We start from the raw sequence: 24,295 nt of genomic DNA on the forward strand, positions 1-24,295 counted from the left end.
GGTCGCTCCACCCGGTCAAATGAAGCAAAGCAGAGCACTCCCCCTGACCTGTAAGAGTATTCGGGCTTCAGGCCAACTGACTGCGCAACTGCCGCGCCGCCGCCACCATGTTCACCAGCGCCGCTTCTGCCTCCGGCCACGCCCTGGTCTTCAGGCCGCAATCGGGGTTGACCCACAGCCGGTCCGCCACAATCCGCTTCACCGCCTTGCTCATCAATGCCACCATCTCGGCCGTGTCCGGCACCCGTGGCGAGTGGATGTCGTAGACGCCCGGGCCGATATCGTTGGGATACTCAAACGCTTCGAAAGCCTCCAGCAACTCCATGTCCGAACGCGAGGTTTCAATAGTGATGACATCGGCGTCCATGTCGGCGATGGCCTTGATCACATCATTGAATTCGCTGTAGCACATGTGGGTGTGGATCTGGGTTTCGTCGCTTACACCCGATGCGCTCAAGCGGAAGGCCTCCACGGCCCAGTCCAGGTACGCCTGCCATTGCCCGCGTCGCAGGGGCAGGCCTTCGCGGAATGCAGCTTCGTCGATCTGCACGATTTTGATCCCGGCCTTTTCCAGGTCCTGCACTTCGTCACGCAGGGCCAGGGCCAGTTGTTGCGCCTGAACCTGACGCGAGACGTCCTCGCGAGGGAACGACCACATCAGCATGGTCACGGGGCCGGTGAGCATGCCCTTCATCACCTTGTCGGTCAGGCTCTGGGCGTAGCGGATCCAGTCGACGGTCATCGCTTTCGGGCGGCTGATGTCGCCGTAGATGATTGCCGGCTTCACACAACGCGAACCGTAGCTCTGGACCCAGCCGAAACGGGTGAAGGCATAGCCGTCCAGTTGTTCGGCGAAATATTCCACCATGTCGTTGCGTTCGGCTTCGCCATGTACCAGCACATCCAGGCCCAGGCGTTCCTGGATCTGCACGGCATGGCGGATCTCAGTGTGCATGGCGTCCTGATAATCGTTGGCCGACAGCTTGCCTTGCTTGTAGGCCTGGCGCGCCAGGCGAATCGCCGGAGTCTGCGGGAAGGAACCAATGGTGGTGGTGGGAAAGGCCGGCAGTTTCAGCCGGGCGCGCTGCTGCTCCATGCGCTGGGCAAACGGCGAGCGCCGCTGGCTGTCCTGTGGTCGTATCGCGGCGAGGCGGGCCTGAACCTCGGCTTTGTGAATGCGTGTCGAGCCGGCACGACGAGCATGCACGTCACGGCTGTCGGCCAAGGCGTGTTGCACACCGGGTGCCTGGGGGTCGTTGAGCGCATCGCGCAGTACCGCCACTTCACCGCATTTCTGCACGGCAAAGGCCAGCCAGCTCTTGAGTTCAGGGTCCAGTCGGTCTTCACGCTCCAGGTCCACGGGGCTGTGCAACAGTGAGCAAGAGGTGCTGACCCAGAGGTTGTCGCCAAAACGCTCCTGGGCCGGCTGCAATTGCGCCAGCGCCTGTTCCAGTTCACAGCGCCAGACGTTGCGGCCATTGACCAACCCCACCGACAGGATTTTGTAGGTCGGCAGGCGATCGAGCACCTGACCCAGTTGTTCCGGCGCCCGTACCGCGTCGATGTGCAAACCGTCCACCGGCAGGCTCACCGCCAGGCCGAGGTTGTCTTCCAAGCCACTGAAATAGGTCGCCACCAGCTTTTTCAGCGGCGAATACTGAAGGATGTGATAGGCCCGCTCGAACGCGCTTTTCCAGGCCAGGGGCAGGTCGAGGGTGAGGATCGGTTCGTCGATCTGCACCCACTCAACACCCTGGGCCTTGAGGCGATTGAGGATTTCACCGTAGACCGGCAACAGACGCTCGAGCAGGTCGAGCTTGTCGAAGTCCTCGCCCTTGGCCTTGCCCAGCCACAGATACGTCAAAGGGCCGATGATCACCGGTTTGACCTGATGTCCCAGGGCATGGGCCTCGTCCACTTCTTCGAACAGTTGCTCCCAACTCAGGGCGAAGCGCTGGTCGGCGGAAAACTCCGGGACCAGATAGTGGTAGTTGGTGTCGAACCACTTGGTCAGTTCCTGAGCGTATTGGGCTTGCCCGTGATCAGCTCCGCAGCAGGCAGCGGTGGCGCCTCGGGCCATGGCGAACAGGGTGTCGAGGGTCGGCTTGGCCTGAGCATCGAGGGTGTTGTGGAATCGCGACGGGACGGCACCCAGGGTCAAAGTGTGGCTGAGCACCTGGTCGTACCAGGCGAAATCACCGACCGGCAGCAGGTCGATGCCGGCCTCTTTCTGCAGTTGCCAGTGTCGGGCCCGCAATTCACGGCCCACCGCTTGCAGCGCGGCCGGTGCCAGGTCGCCCTTCCAGTAGGCTTCGAGGGCTTTTTTCAGTTCGCGGTCGGCGCCGATGCGGGGAAAACCTAAGGTGTGGGCCAGGGCCATGGTGTGTGTCCTCCTGTAAAAGATGGCGCCATTGTCGACAGCCAGCCCCACATGAGACAAACTCAACCTTTTCGTGTTGATCACGAGTTTTACTCATGGAGCCCACGGTGCTTGAAATCCGCCACCTCAAGACCCTGCATGCCCTGCGCGAAGCCGATAGCCTGGTCGAAGCCGCCGAACGCCTGCACCTGACCCAGTCCGCCCTTTCCCACCAGTTCAAGGAACTGGAAGAACGCCTGGGCATGCAACTATTCGTGCGCAAGACCAAACCGGTGCGTTTCACCAGTGCCGGCCTGCGCCTGCTGCAACTGGCCGACGCCACCCTGCCGTTGCTGCGCAGCGCCGAGCGGGACATCGGTCGGTTGGCCGGAGGCACCGCCGGGCGCTTGCACATGGCCATCGAGTGCCACAGTTGCTTTCAGTGGCTGATGCCCACCATCGACCAGTTCCGCGACGCCTGGCCGGAAGTCGAGCTGGACCTGGCCTCGGGCTTCGCCTTCGCCCCACTGCCGGCCCTGGCCCGGGGCGACCTGGACCTGGTGGTGACCTCCGACCCGCTGGAACTGGCGGGCATCACCTACGTGCCGCTGTTCACCTACGAAGCGATGCTCGCCGTGGCCAACCAGCACCGACTGGCGAACAAACCCTACATCGTGCCCGAAGACCTGGTCAGCGAAACCCTGATCACCTATCCGGTGGAGCGCGATCGCCTGGACATCTTCACCCGTTTCCTGGAACCGGCCGACATCGAACCGGCCCAGGTGCGCACGTCTGAACTGACGGTGATGATGATGCAACTGGTGGCCAGCGGTCGTGGCGTCTGCGGCATGCCCCATTGGGCACTGCATGAATACAGCTCGCGGGGCTACGTGAAGGCCAAGCGACTGGGAGAGAAAGGTTTGTTCGCCACGCTGTATGCCGCCGTGCGCACCGACATGCTCGATGCGCCCTACATGCGCGACTTTCTGCTGACGGCCAAGGACACTTCGTTTTCGACCCTCGACGGCGTCAGTGCCGTGCGCTGAGTGCTTTTGTGGCGAGGGAGCTTGCTCCCTCGCCACAAAAACTCGACAACCCTCATTCATCAAAAACTCGAGAACTCATCTCTGAGCGACTCAGAGCTCTAGCCACATATGGATCTTGTCGAGGTAGTCCTCGTCCACCCGTATCGCCATCGGCTCCAGGCCGTACAGCACGAAACCGCAGCGCTGGTAGAGCCTGACGGCAGGATCGTTGCCGGCGGTGACGGTCAGTTGCACCAGCCGTAAAAACGAATGGCGTCGGGCTTCTTCGAGTGCCGCCTGCACCAGTTGGTAGCCGAGGCCAGCGTGGCGATGAGAGTCAGCGACGTACATGCCGAACAACGTGGCCTTGTGCCGGGCTTTTTCCCGCGGCTCCAGGGACAGCCCGACAATGCCCACCAGTTCATGCTCGACAAACGCCCCCAACAACACATCCAGCCGACTGTTCAGACGTGATTCCCACCACCTCATGGGCATCGCCGCTCGCTCGCTGACGCTGGAGGTGAAAGCTTGGGGATGAAGCGCGTAGGCCTGGAGCATCAGGTCGCGATACGCCTGGGCATCACCCGCTGCAAGCCGTCGAATGCTCACGCCGAACGCCGTTGTTCAAGCATCAGGCGCAACGCCAGCGCGCCGAGCACAAACCCCATGAAGTAGCGCTGCGCCGCCAACCAGGTGGGGTTATGGACGAACCAGGAGGCAATGCCGGCGGCGAACAGGGCAATCAGCAGGTTGACGCTGAAACTGACGCTGATCTGGGTCAGCCCGAGGATGATGCTCTGGGTGAACAACGAGCCGTGTTCCGGGCTGATGAACTGCGGGAACACCGACAGGTAAAACACTGCAATCTTTGGATTCAGGGCACTGGTGAGGAACCCCATGGTGATCAGCTTGCGCGTCGAGTCCACCGGCAGTTGCTGGGCCTGGAACGGCGAACGTGCGCCGGGCTTGACTGCCTGCCAGGCCAGCCACAACAGGTACAGCGCGCCGGCCCATTTCAACACCTCATAGGCCATGGGCACCGCCAGGAACACCGCCGTCAGCCCCGCCGCCGCGGCAAACATGTGCACGAAGAAGCCAGCCACCACCCCCAGCAGGGAGGTGACGCCGGCCTTGCGGCCCTGGCAGATCGAACGGGAAATCAGGTAGATCATGTTCGGGCCGGGCGTGAGCACCATCAGCAACGCGGCGGCGGCGAAAATCAGCAGGTCCGGCAATGGAATCATGGGCGTCAGTCCTTGAGTCTGGGGTCAGCACGTCTCGAGAAGGCTGGCTCGATAAAACGGCAGGATCACCTCGCCTGTCAACGGCGCCAGCAGCAGATCGCTGTCACTGGCCGGGTCGATCCAGCGCACTTCTTCAATCTCGGCGGCGGGAGAAACCGGCGCATCGATGCTCAGTAAAAAAACGTCAGCCTGCACGACAAAACCCGGCTCGTTGGCGGCCGGGGCACTGAACGCCCCCAGGTAACGGGCCTGTGCCGGATCAATCGTCAGCCCAAGCTCTTCGTCCAGCTCACGGGCCAGGGCCTGGACCGGTTGCTCATGGGCCTCGATCTTGCCGCCCGGCTGCATGAAGGCCTGGGTGCCGCGCTTGCGCACCAGTAAGGTCCGGCCGTCCGGTCCGATCAACAGAGCGGCGGCGATGCGGATGATGGGAGTGGTCATGATGAAATGCCCTGGGCAGAAAAATGCTCGCAAGGGTACAGAGCGCAGCGATGGGAGCAAAGCCCGGCGCCACCTTCAGACGCCACACAAAACCACTGTGGGAGCAGTTTTTGTGGGAGCCAAGCTCGCTCCCACAGGATGACTGTACTCTCAGTCAGATCTGCATCACCCCAACATCGGCTTCGGCACCGAAGGGTCTGCCTCTTCGGGGATTTTGACGAACACGCTGTAGCGCGCCCCTTCCATCGCTTCGAAAGCAATGAGCTTTTCCACCAGAGGCGCGCTCAGCACCTTGCCGGCGTTGAGCAACAGCATGCCGTTGTCGGCGTTGAGGTTGCGCGCCAGGATCATGCCGGCCGTCAGGTCGCGGGTTGTCATGACCTGCACCGTCGGATCCGACAAGGTCACGTCGTCCAGGTATTCACCACACGCCTTGATGAAGTCCTCCACCATGCCCGGGTCGTACAGTTTGCCGGCGTATTTGCGGATGTAGACCAGCGCCTCGTCGCTGTTCATCTGCCGCTCCAGGATCAACCCGCGCTGCAGTTCGATGAAGTCCACCGCCAGTTTCAACAGTCGCGAACCGAACGGAATGGCCTCGCCTCGCAGATGGTCGGGAAAACCGCTGCCGTCCCAACGTTCCTGGTGATGGAGGATGATGCGCGCGGCGTCTTTCATCGGGTCCAGGGTCATCAGCAGCGACTCGCTCTGCTTCGGATAGGCCCGGTAGAGATCAAGCTCGGTGTGGTGCAGCATGTCGGCGGGCGTGACCATCATGTTGTCGGTCCAGCTCAATTTGCCGATGTTGTAGAGCGCCGCGGCCATGGTCAGGTCGCGGTCGGTGGACTCGTCCAGAAAGTGCAGCCTGCTGTAGACCCGGATCAGCTCGATGATCTGCCGGTTGGTCTGCTTGGCCTTGGGCAGGCGCAGGTTGGCGATCAGCGAAAACACTTCGGTGCCGGTCACATAGCTGCGCTTGAGCTCGTCATAGGCCAGGTCGAGCATGTCGGCGGTCTGCTGCAGCTCGGCGGTGCGCGACGCCACGCGTTTTTCCAGGGTGGTGTTGAGTATCCGCAGCTGTTCGTTCTGTTCACGGTTCAGCGCTTCGAGGCGCTGGCGCTCGCTTTCGGAGTGCTGGTGCGCCAGGGCCTGACGCAGGGCCTGCACCAGTTCCTCGTCGTTCCAGGGTTTGCTGAGGTAGCGATACAACTGCCCCTCGTTGATGGCCTTGGTCATCATGTCCACATCGGCATAACCGGTGAGCAGGATGCGCAAGGTCGATGGATAAAGCTTGCGAATCTGCGCCAACAAAGTGGCGCCGTCCATGTTGGGCATGCGGGCATCGGTCATGACCAGGTCGACCGGCCGCTCCTTGAGGATTTCCAGGGCTTTGGCGCCACTGTCAGCCAGCAGGATTTCGTACGGCTGGCTGCGCAATAACCGACGCAGGCTATTGAGAATCGACTCTTCATCATCGACCAACAGTACCGTCGGCTTCCTGACCGGTACATCCTGCGATTGATCTTCCATTGGACCCCCCTCCTGTTAACGACACCTGTTCTACGCTACCCCCGAATTAGAGGCTAGTAGATTGCGTGAATTTAGACACGATTTTGCCTTGACCGGCCGAGCGCATCTCAATGAGACAGCTATGCTGTAGACCATGAAGGGCCAAGTACAGGCCAGAATACTCATGCCAACGGAAGGGATATCAGATGTATCCACGGTTCAACAGTCAGCATCGCGACGGTGCACGGCCATGAGCCTGCCGACGGAAAGGGCCAACCGGCGGATCCTGATCGTCGATGACACTCCGACGATCCACGAGGATTTTCGTAAGATCCTCAGCCCCCATGCTACCCCCGAGGACAGCCTGAGCAGCGCTGAAGCAGCCCTGTTCGGCGCGCCTGTGGCGGTTGCCAGCCAGAGTTTCGTGCTCGATTCGGCCTTCCAGGGCATGGAAGCCCTGAACAAGGTCGAATCTGCCTTGGCCGAGGGCAAACCCTACGCCATGGCGTTCATCGACATGCGTATGCCCCCTGGCTGGGACGGCCTTGAAACCATCGAACGGCTATGGCGCGTCGACCCCAAGCTGCAAGTGGCGCTGTGCACCGCCTATTCGGATTATTCCTGGGAAGACATCGCCGAGCGCCTCGAACTGGGCGACCGCCTGCTCATCCTGAAAAAACCCTTCGATGCCATCGAGATCCGCCAGATGGCCAGTACCCTGACCGTCAAATGGCAGATGACCGAAGACGCGGCGCTGAAAATGGACATGCTCGAACGCGCGGTGCAGGAGCGCACGCGGGAGCTGGCCGACGCCAATATCATCGTGCAGAACAGCCCGACCATCCTGTATCGCCTGCGTGGCGAGCCGCCGTTCGCGCTGATGTACATTTCCCACAACATCACCAAGTTCGGCCACGCGGCGGCGCAACTGGTCAACTCGCCGGACTGGGCGCAAACCCTGATCCATCCCGACGACCAAAGCAAGATCGACGACGCCATGGTCCGCGTCTTGAACCGCGACACGGCGGGGGCGTCCATCGAGTTCCGCATGCGCACGGGCGACGGCACGTTCCGCTGGGTGGAAAACCGCTACATTCCGGTGCGCAACGAACAGGGCCTGCTGCTGGAAGTGGAAGGCATCATTCTTGACATCACCGAACGCAAGCTGGCCGAGGAGAAAATCGCCCTGCTGGCCCGCACCGACGGCCTGACCGGGCTGGCCAACCGCGCCACCATGATCGAGCGCCTGCATCAAGCCTTTGCCGCGGCTCGCCGGGGGGCGGCGCCGTTTGCGATGTTTTACCTGGACCTGGACCATTTCAAGCGGATCAACGACACCCTGGGTCACCCGATCGGCGACCTGCTGCTGCAGGAGGTCGCCGCACGCATCAAGGGCTGTACCCGGGAAAACGACGTGGTAGCGCGCCTGGGTGGCGACGAGTTCGCCATCCTGCAACTGGATGTCCACGAAGCGACCCATTGCGCCGCCCTGGCCGCCAAGATCCGGGATGCCCTGGTGGCGCCCTATTCCCTGGACGGCAACGAAGTGCGGATCTCCGTGAGCATCGGCATCAGCCTGTATTCCTCCCAGAGCCAAAGCGCCGACAGCCTGATGGCACAGTCCGACATGGCCTTGTACCGGTCCAAGGAAAAGGGCCGCAACCAGTACCATTTCCATAGCGAGGAGATTAATCAAGAAGTCACCGACCGCGTCGCCCTGGCCAATGACCTGCGCCAGGCCATCGAAAACAACGAGCTGCATTTGCACTACCTGCCGGAGGTCGACCTGGGCACCGGCAAAATCCTGGGCATGGGCGTGCAAGTGCGCTGGAACCACCCTGAGCGCGGCTGGCTGGAGCCGGCGTCGTTCATGCCGGCCGCCGAGAAGACCGGGATCATCGTTGGCCTGGGGCATTGGGTGCTGGACCAGGCCTGTCAACAGATGCGCCAGTGGCGTGACCAGGGCATGGCGCCCCCGGTGATCGCCATCGACCTGTCCCTGACGCAACTCAAGACCGGTCCCGAGCTGATCTATGACGTGCTGCGTACCACCGCCCGCTGGGAACTGGCCCCTTGGGACCTGCGCTTTGATGTCACCGAGGCCACCCTGGCGCAAACCAAGTGGACCCACAACGACGTGCTGCCACGTCTGTGCGAACTGGGCGTACAAATTGCCATCGATGATTTCGGCACCGAGTACTCCTCGTTCGATTACCTCAAGACCTACCGGGTCAACCATCTCAAGCTCGCCCAACGGTTTCTCGACAGCGCCAACGCCGACCCCGAGAACGCAATGACGCTGCGAGCGATCATCAATTTCGCCCGGGATGTGGGCATCGGGATCATTGCCGAGGGCGTCGAAACCCAGGAGCAACGCACCACGCTGATGTCCAGCGGCGGGTCGATGCAGGCCCAGGGGCATTACTTCAGCACTGCCGTAGACAGTGGGCAAGCCAGCGAACTGCTCAAGGCCGGCACCATCGTTCCCGTGACGGACCATTGGACCCGGCCTGCAAGCCAGTTATCGGAGAGCAACCCATGAACCCCATGTCGGTGCCGGCGAACAGGCGAATCCTGGTGGTGGACGACACCCCGGCGATCCACCAGGACTTCCGCAAGATCCTCAGCCCGGGCGCCGGTAGCGACGACTCGCTGGACGACACTGAAAGCCTGCTGTTTGGCACGCCCCAGGTCAGCCGCCTGCAATTTCAGATCGACTCGGCCTATCAGGGCGAAGAGGCGTTGGAACTGGTCAAGCGCGCCCAGGCCGAAGGCCAGCCCTATGCGCTGGTGTTCGCCGACATGCGCATGCCGCCGGGCTGGGACGGCCTGCAAACCATCGAGCGTTTGTGGGAGGCCGACCCACGGCTGCAAATCGCGCTGTGCACGGCGTTTTCGGATTATTCCTGGGAAACCATGTCCGAACGCATCGAGTTCGACGATCAGTTGCTGATCCTGAAGAAACCCTTCGACACCCTGGAAATCCGCCAGATGGCCAGTGCCATGACCTGGAAATGGCAACTGGCCCAGGATGCGGCGAGAAAAATGCGCAGTCTGGAGCGCACCATCGAGGAACGGGTCCAGGAGTTGCTGAAAGTCTCCCACTTGCTGCAATACGACGTACTCACCGAGCTACCCAACAGCATGTTGCTCGGTGATCGCCTGACCCAGGCCATGGCCCAGTGCCGTCGCCACGACCGGCAACTGGCGGTGATGTTCATCGGCATGGACCGTTTCAAGCGTATCAATAACGCACTGGGGCACCCGGTGGGCGACGAAATGCTCAAGCGGGTGGCCCGGGCGCTGGCAACGGTGGTGCGTGAATCCGACTCGGTGTTTCGCTACGGCTCCGATGAGTTCGTGGTGATACTGGGAGACATCACCGACTCGCAACAGACCAAAGGCGTGGCCGACAAACTGCTGACGGCCATCAGCACGCCCCACCCCATCGACGGACACGACCTGACCGTTACCGCAAGCCTGGGCATCAGCATGTATCCGGCCGACGGTTTCGATGCCGTGGCGTTGATCAAAAAAGCCGAAACGGCGATGCGCAACGTCAAGGAAACCGGCCCCAACGACTACCGTTTTTTCACTGAAGACATGAACCGTCGGGCGCGACAGCAGCAAACCATCGAATCGGGCCTGCGCCTGGCCTTGCAACGCAAGGAGTTCGTGCTGCACTACCAGCCCAAGATCGATTTGAGGAGTGGCAAAGTGGTCGGCGCCGAAGCGCTGGTGCGCTGGAACCGGCCTGACATCGGCTTGATCTATCCATCGGACTTCATCCCCGTGGCCGAAGACAGCGGCCTGATCGTCCCGCTGAGCCAATGGGTGCTCCAGGAAGCCTGCCAGCAGGCCTGTCGCTGGCAAGCCGATGGCATGCGCCCGCTCTACCTGTCGGTGAACGTCTCCACCATCGATTTTCGCCAGCGCGGTTTCGTCGAAGGCATCGCCCGGACCCTCAAGGAAACCGGTCTCGACCCGACACAGTTAGAACTGGAGATCACCGAAAGCGTGCTGATGCAGAACGTCGACACCACCGTCGCCATCCTCAAGGCCGTCAAACGCCTGGGAATACGGCTGGCCATCGACGATTTCGGCACCGGCTACTCGAGCCTGAGCTACCTGCAGAAATTTCCGGTGGATGTGTTGAAGATCGATCAGTCGTTCGTCGGCGACCTGAGCATCGACAGTAATGACGCAAAGCTGGTGAGCACCATCATCAGCCTGGGCAAGAGCCTGAACCTGCACATCATTGCCGAAGGCGTGGAAACCCTTGAGCAACTGGAGTTCCTCAAGGCTCACCAGTGCGAGGAAGCCCAGGGGTACTACTTCAGCAAGGCCGTGGAGCCACAGGCCTTTGCCCTGTGGATGAGCGAGTGGGAACAACGCCACAACCCGTTTGCGTGAACACACCTGAGTTCCATCAACCAAAAGTTTCAAGGAAAGCATCCCATGGCGTCACATGGACTGATTCTGGCCCTCGGCCTGCTGGTGGGATTGAGCGTGACCGTTCACGCCGAGCCGTTGGATGAACCGCTCAAACCGCTGCCCCCCATTCCGACCCTGGACCCCAAGCGCGTCCAGTTGGGCCTGCGGCTTTTCAACGACCCGCGGCTGTCGGTCAACAACACCCTGTCCTGTGCCAGTTGCCATCGCCTGGACAAGGGTGGCGCCGACGACAAACAGTTTTCCCTGGGCTTCGACGGTAAACCAGTGGAGTTCAATACACCCACGGTGTTCAACGCCAGCCTGAACTTCCATCAGTTCTGGGACGGCCGCGTCGACACTCTGGAAGAACAGGTGCACATCGTCGTGACCAGCCCGGCGGAAATGGGCAGTACCTGGGAAACGGTGCTCAAGCGCATCGGCCAGGACCCGGACTACGCTCGGGGTTTTGACGATGCCTACCCCGACGGCGTGACCCAGGCCAACATCCAGAGTGCCCTGGCCGACTATGAACGCACCCTGCTGACCCCAAATTCACGTTTCGACCAGTACCTGCTGGGCAACACTGACATCCTCACGCCCCGGGAAAAGTTCGGTTACCAGCGCTTCAAGGAATACGGCTGCATCGCCTGCCACCAGGGCGTGAACATCGGCGGCAACATGTTCCAGAAATTCGGCGTGATGGGCGACTACATCCAGGACCGGGGCAACCCTACCCGCGCCGACGACGGCCGCTTCAATGTCACTGGCGACGAGGCTGACCGCCAGGTTTTCAAGGTGCCGAGTCTGCGTAACGTCGCCATCACCGCCCCGTACTTTCACGCAGGGTCAGCGCCTACCCTGGAGAACGCGGTGGAAGTGATGTTCAAGTACCAGTTGGGCCGTGAACCCTTGAAGAACGACACGGAACTGATCGTCGAATTCCTCAAGACCCTCACCGGCGAATGGGAGGGCAAGCCGCTATGACCGCCCTGCGTCGCCTCGGTCTGGCATTCGTCGGCCTCTTGCTGGCGTCAGTCCTGCTGTTTATGTACATCCAGTCGAGTGCACAGCAGGCCGCCTCGTACATTGAATCTCGGGACCTGATCCGCCTGCTCAAACAGCAGGACGCCATCTGGGACAACGAAGTCCTTAAATCCCGGATGGCTTTGAGCCAAAACTATGACCCCCTGGTCTCGCCCCTCAATGAGATGGCGCGTCTGTGGCAGCGCCTCGACGCCATCGAATCGGAACCGGCTCGCCACGCACCGTCAAGCTGGGAACAGGAGCGCGACGAATACCTCAAGGCGGTGAAGGAGAAAACCCGTCTGGTGGAAAGATTCAAATCCCACAATGCGGTATTGCGCAACTCCCTCGCCTTCCTGCCCACCGCCGAAGATGACATCCAGGCCCAGTTCGGCGAACTTGCGGACGCCGACAAACTGCAGCTGCAAAACGTTGCCATCGACACCTACGATCTGTTGCTCAGCGCCATGGAGTTCGCTCATCTGACCACCCGTGAGCAAGCCGCCGAAGTGCTGCTAGGCCTGAACCGGCTGGACGTCAACAAGGAGCGCCTGCCGGAAGGTCTACAAAAATCCGTCGATATCCTGAGCAGGCACATCGCGCTGATCTTGCGCGAACAACCCAGGGTCAATGACCTCTTGCAGGGAATCGAAGCCGTTCCCGTGGCCGGCCGGTTGGACACCATCACCAGCCTGCTGGACAAAGACCAGGAGAAAGCTGCCGCCACGCATCAGCGCAACCATATTCTTCTGCTGGTTTTCGCCACGTTCCTGGTGTTGATCCTGATCGGGCTGGCCATCCGGTTGATGCGCAGCTTCGCCGAAACCAAACGCGCCAACAACGCCCTGCAAACCGCCAACGACGAGCTGGAGGTACGGGTCGAAGAGCGCACCCGCCAACTCAAGGACACCCAGAGCGAACTGATGGACACCGCTCGTCAGGCCGGCATGGCGGAAATCGCCACCAACGTGCTGCACAACGTTGGCAACGTGCTCAACAGTGTGAACATCTCCGCCGACCTGATCAGCCGTAAACTGCGCAGCAGCAAGGCCCTGGGGCTGGGCAAGGCGATGCAACTGATCAATGAACACCCCCACGACCTGGGGCACTTCCTTACCGAAGACGAAAAAGGCAAGCTGTTGCCCGGCTATCTGAACCAGTTGGTGGAGGCCATCGCGGTCGAACAGCAAGGCCTTACCGACGAGTTGGCCCAGTTGAGCAAGAGCGTGGATCACATCAAGGATATTGTCTCCACCCAGCAATCCTATGCCGGCGCCAACAGCCTGGTGGAGCCTTTGGTGGTCAGCGAACTGCTCGAAGACGCCCTGCGCATGAACTCCGGCGCCCTGACCCGACACCACGTGACGGTGCTCAAGGAATACGGCGACGTGCCGCGGATCCTGGGCGACAAACACCGCTTGCTGCTGATTCTGATCAACCTGATCAGCAACGCCAAATACGCCATGGCGGGGGTTTCCAACCACGCACGGAACATGACCCTCAAGGCTACGGTGATCAATGACGACACCCTGCAGATCAGTGTCAAGGATGAAGGCGAAGGCATCCCGGCGGAAAACATGACGCGTATCTTCGCCCATGGTTTTACCACCCGTAAGGAAGGTCACGGGTTCGGTTTGCACAGTTGCGCGCTCGCGGCCATTGAGATGAACGGCCACCTCACCGCTCACAGTGAGGGACCAGGCACAGGAGCAACGTTCGTGTTGCAACTGCCCTTGAAACTCGCAGAAGGTGAGCATGAATAATCTGAGCAACCGCCGCATCCTGTTGATCGACGATACACCGGCCATCCATGACGATTTCCGCAAAATCCTCACGCCGGAGGATCAGGTCAATGTCGATCTACTGGACATGGAAAACGCCTTGTTCGGCGACGCACCGAAACCGGCCGGCACCGTATTCGAACTCGACTCGGCCTACGGCGGCCAGGAAGGTCTGAACAAACTGCTGCAAGCGCTGGCAACGGAGCACCCTTATGCATTGGCCTTTGTCGACATGCGCATGCCCGAGGGCTGGGATGGCGCCAAAACCATCGAGGAACTCTGGAAGCACGACCCACTGTTGCAAGTGGTGGTCTGCACCGCCTACTCGGACTATTCCTGGGACGAACTGCTGGACCGCCTCAATGGCCATGACCGGTTGCTGATTCTGAAGAAACCCTTCGACAACATCGAAGTCCAGCAAATGGCCAACACCCTGACCACCAAGTGGGAAATGACTTCCCGCGCGCAATTGCAGATGAGCAAACTCGAGGAGCTGGTGGAGCAGCGGACCCAGGCGTTCAAACAGGCCAGTTCTTTGCTGCAGATGGAAATCGACGAACGCAAGATGCTGGAAAGCCAGTTGGTCCAGTCGGAAAAACTCGCCTCGCTGGGCCAGTTGGCCGCCGGGGTCGCTCACGAAATCAACAACCCGATCGGTTTCATTTCTTCCAATCTGGGGGCCCTGGATGGCTACTTTGGCAAACTCCAGGAGATGCTCCAGGCCTATGACAGTGCCGAGCAAGCCATTTCTTCGCCGGAACTGGTAGTGAATCTGAGAAAGCTGCGCGAGCAGGTGGAGCTGGACTTCCTCGTCGAGGACATTCCACTGCTGATCAAAGAGTCCAAGGACGGCATCAGCCGGGTCGGGCAGATCGTCAAGGACCTCAAGGACTTCTCCCGCGTCGACTCCAACCAGGAATGGCAGATGGCCAACTTGCAACAAGGCCTGGATTCGACGCTGAACATCGTCGCCAATGAAATCAAGTACAAGGCCGACGTGATCAAGCAATACAGCCCGTTGCCGGAAGTCGAATGCCTGCCGTCGCAGATCAACCAGGTGATCATGAACCTGATCGTCAACGCCGCCCAGGCCATCGGCCCCGAGCGTGGCACCATCACCTTGCGCAACGGCATTGAAGAAGACACCGTGTGGATCGAAGTCGCCGACAATGGCTCGGGCATGCCGCCTGAGACACTGCAAAAAATCTTCGACCCGTTCTTCACCACCAAACCTGTCGGCCAGGGCACGGGACTGGGACTTTCACTGTCCTACGGCATCGTGAAAAAACACAACGGCGAGATCACAGTGCGCAGCGAGGTCGGGGTGGGAACTACCTTCCGCGTGGAGTTGCCGGTGCGGCAGATGAAACAGGCGAGCTGAGATCGCGCTGTGTGGGAGCAAGGCTTGCCCGCGATGGAGGCGATGCGGTCTTCAGAAACCGAGGCGCCTGTTTAGCGAGCAGGGGTTGCCCCCACCCCAGCGAGCATAAATCCCCTCGCCACAGTTGCCCGCCCTTTCACTGCCAGCGCAGAATGCCTGCACCGCCCCACCCCATCGCTCACCCGAAGGAAACCGCATGAGCCTGTCTTTACTGAGCCGTTACGCCTTCTTTGCCGGCTGCGTAGTTTTCACCCTCGCCAGCCTGCCGTTTCTGCAACACGACTGGCTCTGGCCGATCACGCTGGTGACAGGTCTGTTAAGTCTGCTGGGACTGTTCGACCTGCTGCAGAACCGCCATGCCGTGCGTCGCAACTACCCGATCCTGGGTAATATCCGCTATCTGGTCGAAGGCATCCGCCCGGAAATTCGTCAGTACCTGCTCGAATCCGACAGCGACGCCCTGCCCTTCTCGCGCGCACAGCGTTCCCTGGTGTACTCCCGGGCCAAGAACGAAAGCGCCGACAAACCGTTCGGCACCCTGATCGATGTTTATCAGACCGGTTTCGAATTCATCGGCCATTCCATGCGCCCGGCTCCGTTAAGCGACCCCAGCGGTTTTCGCGTGACGGTCGGCGGACCGCAATGCACCCAACCGTATTCAGCGTCGGTGTTCAACATCTCCGCCATGAGCTTCGGTTCCCTGAGCGCCAACGCCATTCGGGCGTTGAACCAGGGCGCCAAGCTCGGCAATTTCGCCCACGACACGGGCGAAGGCAGCATCAGCCCTTATCACCGCGAACACGGCGGCGACCTGACCTGGGAACTGGGCAGCGGCTATTTCGGCTGTCGCACCCGTGAAGGTCGCTTCGACCCGGAGCGCTTCGCCGCCCAAGCGCAAAACCCGCAGGTGCGGATGATTGAAATCAAGATGAGCCAGGGCGCCAAGCCCGGCCATGGCGGAATTCTGCCCAAGCACAAGGTCACCCGGGAAATCGCCGAAACCCGTGGCATCCTCATGGGCGAGGACTGCGTTTCACCGTCACGCCACAGTGCTTTCTCCACACCGATCGAACTGATGCAGTTCGTCCAGCAATTGCGCGAACTGTCCGGTGGCAAACCAGTGGGTTTCAAGTTCTGCCTGGGCCACCCCTGGGAGTTCATGGGCATCGCCAAGGCCATGCTGGAAACCGGCATCCTGCCCGACTTCATCGTGGTGGACGGCAAGGAAGGTGGCACGGGTGCAGCGCCAGTGGAATTCACCGACCACATTGGCGTGCCGTTGCGCGAGGGCCTGCTGTTTGTCCACAACACCTTGGTGGGCCTGAACCTGCGGGACAAGATCAAGCTCGGCGCCAGCGGCAAGATCGTCAGCGCCTTCGACATCGCCAGCGTCCTGGCCATCGGTGCCGACTGGGCCAACGCCGCGCGGGGCTTCATGTTCGCCATCGGCTGCATCCAGTCGCAAAGCTGTCATACCAACAAATGCCCCACCGGCGTCGCCACCCAGGACACCCTGCGCCAGCGCGCCCTGGTTGTGCCGGACAAGGCCCAGCGGGTCTACAACTTCCACCGCAACACCCTCAAGGCCCTAGCCGAAATGCTCGCCGCCGCCGGCCTCGACCATCCTTCACAACTGCAACCCAAACATCTGGTCCGCCGCATGTCCGCCACTGAAATCAAGCTGTTTTCCCAGTTGCATGTGTTCTTGAAACCGGGGGAATTGCTGACGGGTGAGGTCAATGGGGAGTTTTATTCGCGGATGTGGCAGATGGCGCGGGCGGACAGTTTTGAGCCGCAGGAAGTCGCCGCCGCTTGACGGCAGTGCCATCAGGCATGAGACAGGATCCTCCACGGTACGAGGGGTATCCCCTTGAGAAAAAGCCCCGATCATTCGACCGGGGCTTTTCGTTTTATTGCCGGCAATTTATGAAGCGGTATCCATCGACCCCTGCACATCACCCGTGGGCTGCAACTTGAAGGTATAAAACAACACCGTCAGCAGCACCAGGAACGCCGGGCCCACGTAGAGGGCCACACGGGTGTCGGGGAAGTAGGCCATCAGGCCCACCACCAGCACCAGGAACGCCAGCGCCAAATACGAACTGACCGGGTACAACCACATGCGGTATTTCAGGGCCGCACGTTCCGAAGCGCTCAGGCTTTTACGGAATTTGAGCTGGGCCAGCAGGATCATCACCCAGGTCCAGATCGCACCGAAGGTGGCGATGGAGGTCACCCAGACAAAGACTTTTTCCGGCACCAGGTAGTTGAGCAGCACGCCCAGCAGCAGCGCGGCGATGGACAGCAGCAACGCGCGGCGCGGCACGCCGTTGGCCGAGGTGGTGGCGAAACCAGCCGGGGCCTGGCCGTTCTGCGCCAGGCTGTAGAGCATGCGCCCGGTGCTGAAGATACCGCCGTTGCAGGACGACAGCGCCGCAGTGATCACCACGAAGTTGATGATGCCGGCGGCGGTCTTGATACCCAGGCGCTCGAAGGTCATCACGAACGGGCTGCCCTGGGTGCCGATTTCGTTCCAGGGGTAGATCGACAGGATCACAAACAGAGCGCCGACGTAGAACAGCAGGATCCGCCAGAACACCGAACCGATGGCGTTAGGGATGGTTTTCTGCGGGTTCTTCGCCTCACCGGCGGTCAGGCCGATCATTTCCACACCCAGGTAGGCGAACATCACCATTTGCAGGGACATCAACACACCCTGCACGCCGTTGGGCATGAAACCGCCGTGCGTCCAGAGGTTGGAAATACCCAGGGCCACGCCGTCGTTGCCGAACCCGAAAGCGATGATGCCCACGCCGCCGATGACCATGGCGATGATGGTGACGATCTTGATCAAGGCGAACCAGAACTCGAATTCGCCGAAGGCCTTGACCGCGATCAGATTGATCGAGCCCATGCTGATCAGTGCCGCCAGGGCCCAGATCCAGCGGGGCACGTCGGGGAACCAGATGCCCATGTACACCGCCACCGCGGTGATTTCCGCCACGCAGGTAACCAGCCACAGGAACCAGTAGTTCCAGCCGGTCAGGAAGCCCGCCAGCGGCCCGAGGTAGTCCTGGGCATAACGACTGAACGAGCCGGCCACCGGGTTGTGCACGGCCATCTCGCCGAGCGCACGCATGATCACCAGGATCGCCAGGCCACCAATGATGTAGGACAGCATGATTGCCGGACCGGCCATTTCGATGGCCTTGGCCGAGCCGAGGAACAGCCCGACACCGATGCAAGCGCCGAGCGCCATCAGGCGGATATGCCGCTCGCCGAGTTCACGTTTGAGCGGACCACCCTGAGCGGTCTCGCCATGGGGCAGATGATTGCCGACAGGCATAGGGATACAACCTCGTTTTGTTATTGGATTGACCACCGAGTCTCCAAAGCCGCAAGCCGATAGGCCTGCCACCTTGCCGAAACCGGGTCTGTTTTGTGGACAGACCGTCCTGTAGAACAAAAGCCGCAGGATCAGCGGGTCGTGCAGTATAAAAAGCCAGAGGCAGAGAGTTTCACTGTAAAACCAGGGAAAATCAGGGATAAACCTCATCCCTATACCCATCTATGGAGACGTATTGCCTGGGATTACAGTCAATTCGTAAAACGGCGCCGAGTATTGCACAGCGATGGTGCAGCGTCATGCCCGGGGACATGCCGATGGCTCTAGCGCAGGGTTCTTGGGCTGAACAGCCCCTGTGGCGAGGGAGCTTGCTCCCGCTGGGTGGCGCAGCCGCCCCCGGCTTTTTCAACCTGGGAATACTGCTCAGCCATGCATCAGTTGCGTCTGCTGCGCAGCCGAGCGGGAGCAAGCTCCCTCGCCACAAGAGCAACCAAAGCGACTAGAGCCATTTCGCGTCCCAGAGCGGGTAATCACCAATGCGATCCACCAGCCCTGCGCGAAGCGGATTGGCGATGATGTACCGAGCGAAGGGCCGCAGCTCCTGGTTGTCGCGGATCGCACGATCGTGGAAACCGCTTTGCCAGAAGGCACCTTTTCTATTCATTGCTCGATTGATCGCCAGGGTGCTGCGAGATTTGACGGCTTGCATGACCTGAGTGAGTTGGGCTTGCTCCAGTTGCACCAGCCAATGCAGATGGTCCGGCATGACAACCCAGGCCAGCGAATTAACCTGGCCTCGTTCATGAGCCCGGCGCAGTTCTGCAACCAGCAAGCGTCCCAATCGCCAGTCCTTGAAGAGCGGCATGCGTTGGTGAACGACCGTAGTGACGAGGTAGCCTCGCCCCCGTTCCGAAGAGCGTCCGCGACGCAATTGATGAGAGTTTGGGCGTGGTGGATACATTCCTTGGCTTCCTGTCGTTGGGGTATCAACTTACGGTAGCCCCGCCCGGTCTGACCCGAGACTTTGATGTTTGAACGACGTTTCCGATAGCAACGTAGTACCCGTGGCGAGGGAGCTTGCTCCCGCTGGGTGGCGCAGCCGCCCCCGGCTTTTTCAACCTTGGAATACTGCTCAGCCATGCATCAGTTGCGTCTGCTGCGCAGCCGAGCGGGAGCAAGCTCCCTCGCCACAAAAGCCCATCAGCCATAGAGAACAACAACCGTCTTATACATACGGTGTCCACAATTTCCCCGCCGCCCGCGCCGTCACCGTCTAAGCTTCAAACAAGTCCCGATCAATGCGTGAATGGATCAGTCGACTATGGGCGCGTTATGGCAAACCGATTCGAGTAAACCTGTGGGCCCGACTGAACGTATGGAAGAAGCACCTTTACCCCAAAAAAAACGCCGCGCAGGGCATGGCTGGCGAGCGTTCTGGTTGTTGCTGTTGATTATCGTGGTGGTGGTCGGCCTGGCGGTGGCCAAGGAAATGCGCACATCCAGGTTTCAGGCCCGGGAGATCAGCCGGTACGCCGCGTCTCTGACCTATTCGGTGCAACCGGGGCCCAGCGACGCCATCGTCTACCCTGGCGCAGGTCCGTTCGACCGGCGGTTGGGTTACAGCTCGCTGGATGAATTCCTGCCGCGGTTGCTCAAGCGCGATTATGTGATCCAGGCCCAGGCACGTTTCTCCCCGGCCTTGATGAACTACGTCGATAAGGGCCTGTTTGTCCCCTATGCGGAAAAGATCCAGGCCGGCCTGACGATCACCGATTGCCGCGTCGCGCCGCTGTACCAGTTCAAGTACCCGCAGCAACTGTACGCCAGCTTCGAGGCAATCCCCCCCGTGGTGGTGCAAAGCCTGTTGTTTATCGAGAACCGCTTTTTGCTCGACCCCAAGCACCCCCAGGCCAACCCGGCGGTGGACTGGCCGCGCTTCGGCATGGCGGCGTGGTCGCAAGTGGCCAAGCTCCTGAGTCTGCCGGGGCAGTCCGCCGGGGGCAGTACACTGGCGACGCAGCTGGAAAAGTATCGCCACTCCGCCGACGGCCTTACCGGGTCGGGGGCGGAGAAAATCCGCCAGATGATTTCCGCCAGTGTGCGGGCCTATCAGGCAGGCCCACAGACCCTTGAGGCCCGGCAGAAAATCATCCGTGATTACCTCAACAGCGTGCCGCTCTCCGCCGTACCGGGGCATGGCGAAGTCCACGGCATGGCCGAAGGTTTGCGGGTCTGGTACGGCGCCGATTTCAAGCGTGCCAACGAACGCTTGTCCAGCACCGCGACAGACCCCGCTAGCCTCGCGGAAAAAGGCCTGGCCCTGCGGGAAATGCTGTCGTTGATGATCGCCCAGCGCCGCCCCTCCTATTACCTGTCCAAAGGCCGGGACGAACTGGCGCGCCTGACCGACAGCCACGTCCGGCTGCTGGCCCAGAACGGCGTGATCGACACCTCCTTGGCCGAAGCGACCCTGGCAAGCAAGGTCAGTTATCGCGACTGGGTGCAGCAACCCACCATTCAGCCCAACGAAATCAACAAGGGCATCAGCGCCGCCCGCAGTCGTCTGGCCACGTTGCTCAACCGCTCGTTCTACGACCTCGATCGCCTGGACCTCTCCGCCACCAGCACCTTGCAAAACGACTTGCAGACCCAGGCCACCGATTACCTCAAGCGCTTGGCAGACCCGGCGTTCGCTGCCGAAATCGGCCTGATGGGCGAACGTCTTCTGACGCCGACCAGCACCGCCCAGGTGCGCTACAGCTTCACCCTGCTGGAGCTGACCCCGGACGGCTCGCGCGTGCGCGTGCAGACCGACAGCACCGACCAACCCTTTGATATCAACGAAGGCAGCAAACTGGAACTGGGCTCCACCGCCAAGTTACGGGTGCTCACCACCTACCTGCAGATCATCGCCGAACTGCACGAACGTTATGCCCACGAACCCCCGGCAACATTGAAAAAAGCCGAGATCGCCGACCAGGACCGCCTCTCCCGCTGGGCCGTCGACTACCTGATCCAGCACAGCGATCGCAACCTGCCGACGATGCTGGAGGCGGCGCTGGATCGTACCTATTCAGCCAGCCCCGGCGAGGCGTTTTTCACCGGCGGCGGGCTGCACACCTTCAATAATTTCCGTAAGGAAGATAACGGCCGTAATCCCACCTTGCGCGACGCCCTGCGCGAGTCGATCAACCTGCCATTCATTCGCCTGATGCGTGACTTGGTGCGCTACGCCACGTACGCGGGTCCCGACAGCAGTTCGGAGCTGCTCAAGGACGACAAGAATCCGCGCCGCCAGGAGTACCTGGCCCAGTTCGCCGACCGCGAAGGCACCACCTTCCTGCTCAAGTTCTGGAAGAAGTATCAGAAAAAGGACACGGGCCAGCGTCTCGAAACCTTCCTCGACGGCATGCGCCCCACGGCGATCCGCCTGGCCGCCGTGCACCGCTATTTCTTTCCCGGCGACAGCCAGGAAAGCTTCAACCACTTTGTGCGTTCGCACCTCAAGTCGGCCAAGAGCGCCGAAAAGCTCACCGACGAACGCCTGGAACGGCTCTACAGCAGCTACGGCCCGGGCAACTATGACCTGCCCGACCAGGGCTTTATCGCCAAAGTCCATCCGCTGGACCTGTGGCTGGTGGGTTATCTGCTGAACAATCCTGATGCCAAGTTCAGCCAGATCGTCAAAGCCAGCCGGTTCGAACGCCAAGAGGTCTACAGCTGGCTGTTCAAAAGCCGGCACAAGAGCGCTCGCGACAGTCGTATCCGCACCATGCTGGAAGTCGAGGCCTTCCTTGATATCCACCAACGCTGGCAGAAAGTCGGCTACCCGTTCGACCATCTGGTGCCGTCGCTGGCCACCGCCATCGGCAGCTCCGGCGACCGCCCCGCCGCGCTGGCGGAGCTGGTGGGCACCATCCTCAACGACGGCATCCGGCTACCGGCGCTGCGCGTCGACAGCCTCGACTTCGCCGTCAATACCCCTTATGAGACACGGCTGATCAGCGATCCGGATAACGGCAAACGGGTGATGCCGGTGGAAGTGGCCCGGGCGTTGCGCGGTGCGTTGTCCCAGGTGGTCGATGCCGGCACCGCGAAACGGGTGGCCGGCAGTTTCACCCTGGCCGATGGCACGCCGTTATCGATGGGTGGCAAGACCGGCACCGGCGACAATCGCATCGAAGCCGTTGGCGCCGGCGGGCGGGTCATCAGTTCCAAGTCGATCAACCGCACCGCGACCTTTGTGTTCTACATCGGCGACAGCCATTTCGGCACCCTCACCGCCTACGTACCGGGGGCTTCGGCGCAGAATTTCAAGTTCACCTCGGCCTTGCCGGTGCAGGTGCTCAAGGGTATGGCGCCGTTCCTCTCGCCGTACTTGCAACCGGGTAGCCATACCCAGTGCCAGCCGTTGGTGGCGCGCCATTGACTCAATCCAACCCCTTAGGAGCGATGGTGGACCGCTAGACCTCCGAATCCCAGATCACCGTCACATTGCCTATGTAACTCTTGGCATCGCCGGCCAGCATTTCCTCGACCTGGTTGCGGGTGACTTCAAAGTGCATCGTTCCCGACCGACGCTCGATGTAATGCCCCGGCTGGAACAACTCGGTGCCGCTTCCATCGAGATAGAGCCGACGGCGGTTGACCGGTTGGCCACCAGCGTCGGTCAGGCCATTGGGCAGGGTCACACTGATATTCACCGGCACCATCTGGCCGGAGCTGGGTGCCCAGAGCAAGCAGGTGTTATCACTCGAACCGGCGAACTGGCATTGCAGGCCCATCTTGAAACGCGACGAGGCTGAGATGTGGAAGGTCTGGTCACGAAACAACCGCGTCGGTTTTTGCCCCTGGCTCAACCAGGCCTGCCAACCGCCCTGAGGTTCGAGCACGACCTTGTTGCCGCCAGGAGGCACTTCGACCTTGAGGGTGTGTTCGACATCCAGTTTGAAATTGAACGCGATTATTGAATCATTCGGGATCATCACATCGCCCATATCGAAGTCCTGCCCCGGACCAACGCTATAAGTCAGCGAGCCCGTGTATTGACCGGTCGACATGGTCAAGGGATTGGGGGTACGCAATTCGTAGGCAAAATCCAGATAACGGTAAGTCATGCTGGGGATCAAGTAACGAGCCCTTTTGGCGCACACACCTTCTACCGGGGTGGTCCAGAAAAAACCGTACCAATTGACGTTATAAGGTGCATTACCGCCGAATCGACATGGCGAGGGCGCACTGACCCAGCTAGAACCCCATAACAGGTTATGAGCCTTTAAAGCGTCAACACCTCCACCGACCAAGTCGGCTGCGTTAACAGGAAGTCGGTATTCCGAACCTATGCCGGACAAACGTATTTCAACGACTTCAGTTTCACCCGTACTTGCATGGGTTACTTGTAGCGAGCGCCAACCGGCAGGCACTTTGAACATCGCACCTTGCCGAGCGTCCCCATGATTCGCTTCAATAGGAAGGGTCGAACTGAAAGTGATAGGCAAGCGAATGCTGAACATCGTCTTGCATTGATTTGGAAATGACGCGCAGTAACCCGTGGTCGGAGTGGTATTGCGAAATTTATTCTCTTGAGGCTTAGCAGGGTCTGGCCTGAATACGGCACTGATTTCCCGGGTCAGCGCATTGGCCGTCGGAACGCCTGTCAACAACAAGGCAAAAACCGCGACTGCGCGGCACAACGAAACACCGCGCCCGAAGATGTTTGAACGACTCATTTTCACTCCAATAAAACTGCAAC

At 60.7% G+C, this 24,295-nt stretch carries 16 protein-coding genes; 8 read left to right on the forward strand and 8 right to left on the reverse strand.

From position 1 onward, the window contains the following. Positions 1–67: 67 nt before the first annotated feature. Positions 68–2,380, reverse strand: a complete 2,313-nt coding sequence (metE, locus tag GKKCFE_RS20355; RefSeq protein WP_445577031.1) for a 5-methyltetrahydropteroyltriglutamate--homocysteine S-methyltransferase — start codon at positions 2,378–2,380, stop codon at positions 68–70. A 107-nt stretch (positions 2,381–2,487) separates the two neighbouring features. Between metE and metR the strand changes: the two genes are divergently transcribed. Then, positions 2,488–3,405 carry a transcriptional regulator MetR gene (gene metR, locus GKKCFE_RS20360; protein ID WP_047230407.1) on the forward strand — a complete coding sequence of 306 codons (918 nt, stop codon included), beginning with the start codon at positions 2,488–2,490 and terminating at the stop codon, positions 3,403–3,405. Positions 3,406–3,495: 90 nt separating this feature from the next. On the opposite strand, the gene GKKCFE_RS20365 is transcribed toward metR, so the two are convergent. From GKKCFE_RS20365 to GKKCFE_RS20380, 4 genes are all read right to left on the reverse strand, one after another. Beyond that, entirely contained in the window at positions 3,496–3,993 is a 498-nt protein-coding gene (locus tag GKKCFE_RS20365) for a GNAT family N-acetyltransferase (RefSeq protein WP_139049243.1), read from the reverse strand. Then, positions 3,990–4,628, reverse strand: a complete 639-nt coding sequence (locus GKKCFE_RS20370) for a LysE family translocator (RefSeq protein WP_139049242.1) — start codon at positions 4,626–4,628, stop codon at positions 3,990–3,992. The genes GKKCFE_RS20365 and GKKCFE_RS20370 overlap by 4 nt, the downstream gene beginning before the upstream one ends. Before the next feature lie 24 nt (positions 4,629–4,652). Next, positions 4,653–5,069, reverse strand: coding sequence for an NUDIX hydrolase (locus GKKCFE_RS20375; protein WP_047230398.1), 417 nt, complete (start codon positions 5,067–5,069; stop codon positions 4,653–4,655). A gap of 165 nt (positions 5,070–5,234) precedes the next feature. Then, the gene (locus GKKCFE_RS20380; protein WP_047230399.1) at positions 5,235–6,599 is read right to left on the reverse strand and encodes an HD domain-containing phosphohydrolase; all 1,365 of its coding nucleotides are present in this window, start codon (positions 6,597–6,599) and stop codon (positions 5,235–5,237) included. A 229-nt stretch (positions 6,600–6,828) separates the two neighbouring features. Here GKKCFE_RS20380 and GKKCFE_RS20385 point away from each other — a divergent pair, with 229 nt between their 5' ends. From GKKCFE_RS20385 to GKKCFE_RS20410, 6 genes are all read left to right on the forward strand, one after another. Beyond that, the gene (locus tag GKKCFE_RS20385; RefSeq protein ID WP_188250914.1) at positions 6,829–9,120 is read left to right on the forward strand and encodes a GGDEF/EAL domain-containing response regulator; all 2,292 of its coding nucleotides are present in this window, start codon (positions 6,829–6,831) and stop codon (positions 9,118–9,120) included. Next, positions 9,117–10,991 (forward strand): putative bifunctional diguanylate cyclase/phosphodiesterase, encoded by a 1,875-nt coding sequence (locus tag GKKCFE_RS20390; protein ID WP_076383649.1) that lies wholly within the window; start codon positions 9,117–9,119, stop codon positions 10,989–10,991. The genes GKKCFE_RS20385 and GKKCFE_RS20390 overlap by 4 nt, the downstream gene beginning before the upstream one ends. 45 nt (positions 10,992–11,036) lie before the next feature. Then, positions 11,037–11,996, forward strand: a complete 960-nt coding sequence (locus GKKCFE_RS20395; RefSeq protein ID WP_419417782.1) for a cytochrome-c peroxidase — start codon at positions 11,037–11,039, stop codon at positions 11,994–11,996. Continuing rightward, positions 11,993–13,798: a DAHL domain-containing protein gene (locus GKKCFE_RS20400; RefSeq protein ID WP_445577032.1), complete on the forward strand. Its 1,806-nt coding sequence runs from the start codon at positions 11,993–11,995 to the stop codon at positions 13,796–13,798. The genes GKKCFE_RS20395 and GKKCFE_RS20400 overlap by 4 nt, the downstream gene beginning before the upstream one ends. After that, entirely contained in the window at positions 13,791–15,197 is a 1,407-nt protein-coding gene (locus tag GKKCFE_RS20405; protein WP_107321936.1) for an ATP-binding protein, read from the forward strand. Before GKKCFE_RS20400 ends, GKKCFE_RS20405 begins: the two co-directional genes overlap by 8 nt. Positions 15,198–15,393: 196 nt before the next feature. Further along, positions 15,394–17,013, forward strand: coding sequence for an FMN-binding glutamate synthase family protein (locus GKKCFE_RS20410; RefSeq protein WP_160893312.1), 1,620 nt, complete (start codon positions 15,394–15,396; stop codon positions 17,011–17,013). Positions 17,014–17,121: 108 nt separating this feature from the next. On the opposite strand, the gene GKKCFE_RS20415 is transcribed toward GKKCFE_RS20410, so the two are convergent. Further along, positions 17,122–18,543 carry an amino acid permease gene (locus tag GKKCFE_RS20415; protein ID WP_047230406.1) on the reverse strand — a complete coding sequence of 474 codons (1,422 nt, stop codon included), beginning with the start codon at positions 18,541–18,543 and terminating at the stop codon, positions 17,122–17,124. Positions 18,544–19,042: 499 nt separating this feature from the next. Next, complete coding sequence (locus tag GKKCFE_RS20420) at positions 19,043–19,504, reverse strand: REP-associated tyrosine transposase (protein ID WP_047230585.1); 462 nt, start codon at positions 19,502–19,504, stop codon at positions 19,043–19,045. Positions 19,505–19,864: 360 nt separating this feature from the next. Between GKKCFE_RS20420 and GKKCFE_RS20425 the strand changes: the two genes are divergently transcribed. Continuing rightward, a complete protein-coding gene (locus GKKCFE_RS20425; RefSeq protein ID WP_188250917.1) occupies positions 19,865–22,972 on the forward strand; it encodes a transglycosylase domain-containing protein in 3,108 nt (1,035 codons plus the stop codon). 34 nt (positions 22,973–23,006) lie between these two features. On the opposite strand, the gene GKKCFE_RS20430 is transcribed toward GKKCFE_RS20425, so the two are convergent. Further along, complete coding sequence (locus tag GKKCFE_RS20430; RefSeq protein WP_223194349.1) at positions 23,007–24,272, reverse strand: hypothetical protein; 1,266 nt, start codon at positions 24,270–24,272, stop codon at positions 23,007–23,009. Positions 24,273–24,295: the final 23 nt, after the last annotated feature.

It is taken from the genome of Pseudomonas sp. E141 (genome assembly GCF_052659885.1).

Excerpts from the sequence above, each read along its gene's own strand:
- GKKCFE_RS20370 (WP_139049242.1), bottom strand. The coding sequence starts at position 4,628 with ATGATTCCATTGCCGGACCTGCTGATTTTCGCCGCCGCCGCGTTGCTG.
- GKKCFE_RS20385 (WP_188250914.1), top strand. The coding sequence starts at position 6,829 with ATGAGCCTGCCGACGGAAAGGGCCAACCGGCGGATCCTGATCGTCGAT.
- GKKCFE_RS20400 (WP_445577032.1), top strand. The coding sequence starts at position 11,993 with ATGACCGCCCTGCGTCGCCTCGGTCTGGCATTCGTCGGCCTCTTGCTG.
- GKKCFE_RS20415 (WP_047230406.1), bottom strand. The coding sequence starts at position 18,543 with ATGCCTGTCGGCAATCATCTGCCCCATGGCGAGACCGCTCAGGGTGGT.
- GKKCFE_RS20420 (WP_047230585.1), bottom strand. The coding sequence starts at position 19,504 with ATGTATCCACCACGCCCAAACTCTCATCAATTGCGTCGCGGACGCTCT.
- GKKCFE_RS20425 (WP_188250917.1), top strand. The coding sequence starts at position 19,865 with ATGGGCGCGTTATGGCAAACCGATTCGAGTAAACCTGTGGGCCCGACT.
- GKKCFE_RS20430 (WP_223194349.1), bottom strand. The coding sequence starts at position 24,272 with ATGAGTCGTTCAAACATCTTCGGGCGCGGTGTTTCGTTGTGCCGCGCA.
- GKKCFE_RS20390 (WP_076383649.1), top strand. The coding sequence starts at position 9,117 with ATGAACCCCATGTCGGTGCCGGCGAACAGGCGAATCCTGGTGGTGGAC.
- GKKCFE_RS20375 (WP_047230398.1), bottom strand. The coding sequence starts at position 5,069 with ATGACCACTCCCATCATCCGCATCGCCGCCGCTCTGTTGATCGGACCG.
- GKKCFE_RS20380 (WP_047230399.1), bottom strand. The coding sequence starts at position 6,599 with ATGGAAGATCAATCGCAGGATGTACCGGTCAGGAAGCCGACGGTACTG.
- metE (WP_445577031.1), bottom strand. The coding sequence starts at position 2,380 with ATGGCCCTGGCCCACACCTTAGGTTTTCCCCGCATCGGCGCCGACCGC.
- GKKCFE_RS20395 (WP_419417782.1), top strand. The coding sequence starts at position 11,037 with ATGGCGTCACATGGACTGATTCTGGCCCTCGGCCTGCTGGTGGGATTG.
- GKKCFE_RS20410 (WP_160893312.1), top strand. The coding sequence starts at position 15,394 with ATGAGCCTGTCTTTACTGAGCCGTTACGCCTTCTTTGCCGGCTGCGTA.
- GKKCFE_RS20405 (WP_107321936.1), top strand. The coding sequence starts at position 13,791 with ATGAATAATCTGAGCAACCGCCGCATCCTGTTGATCGACGATACACCG.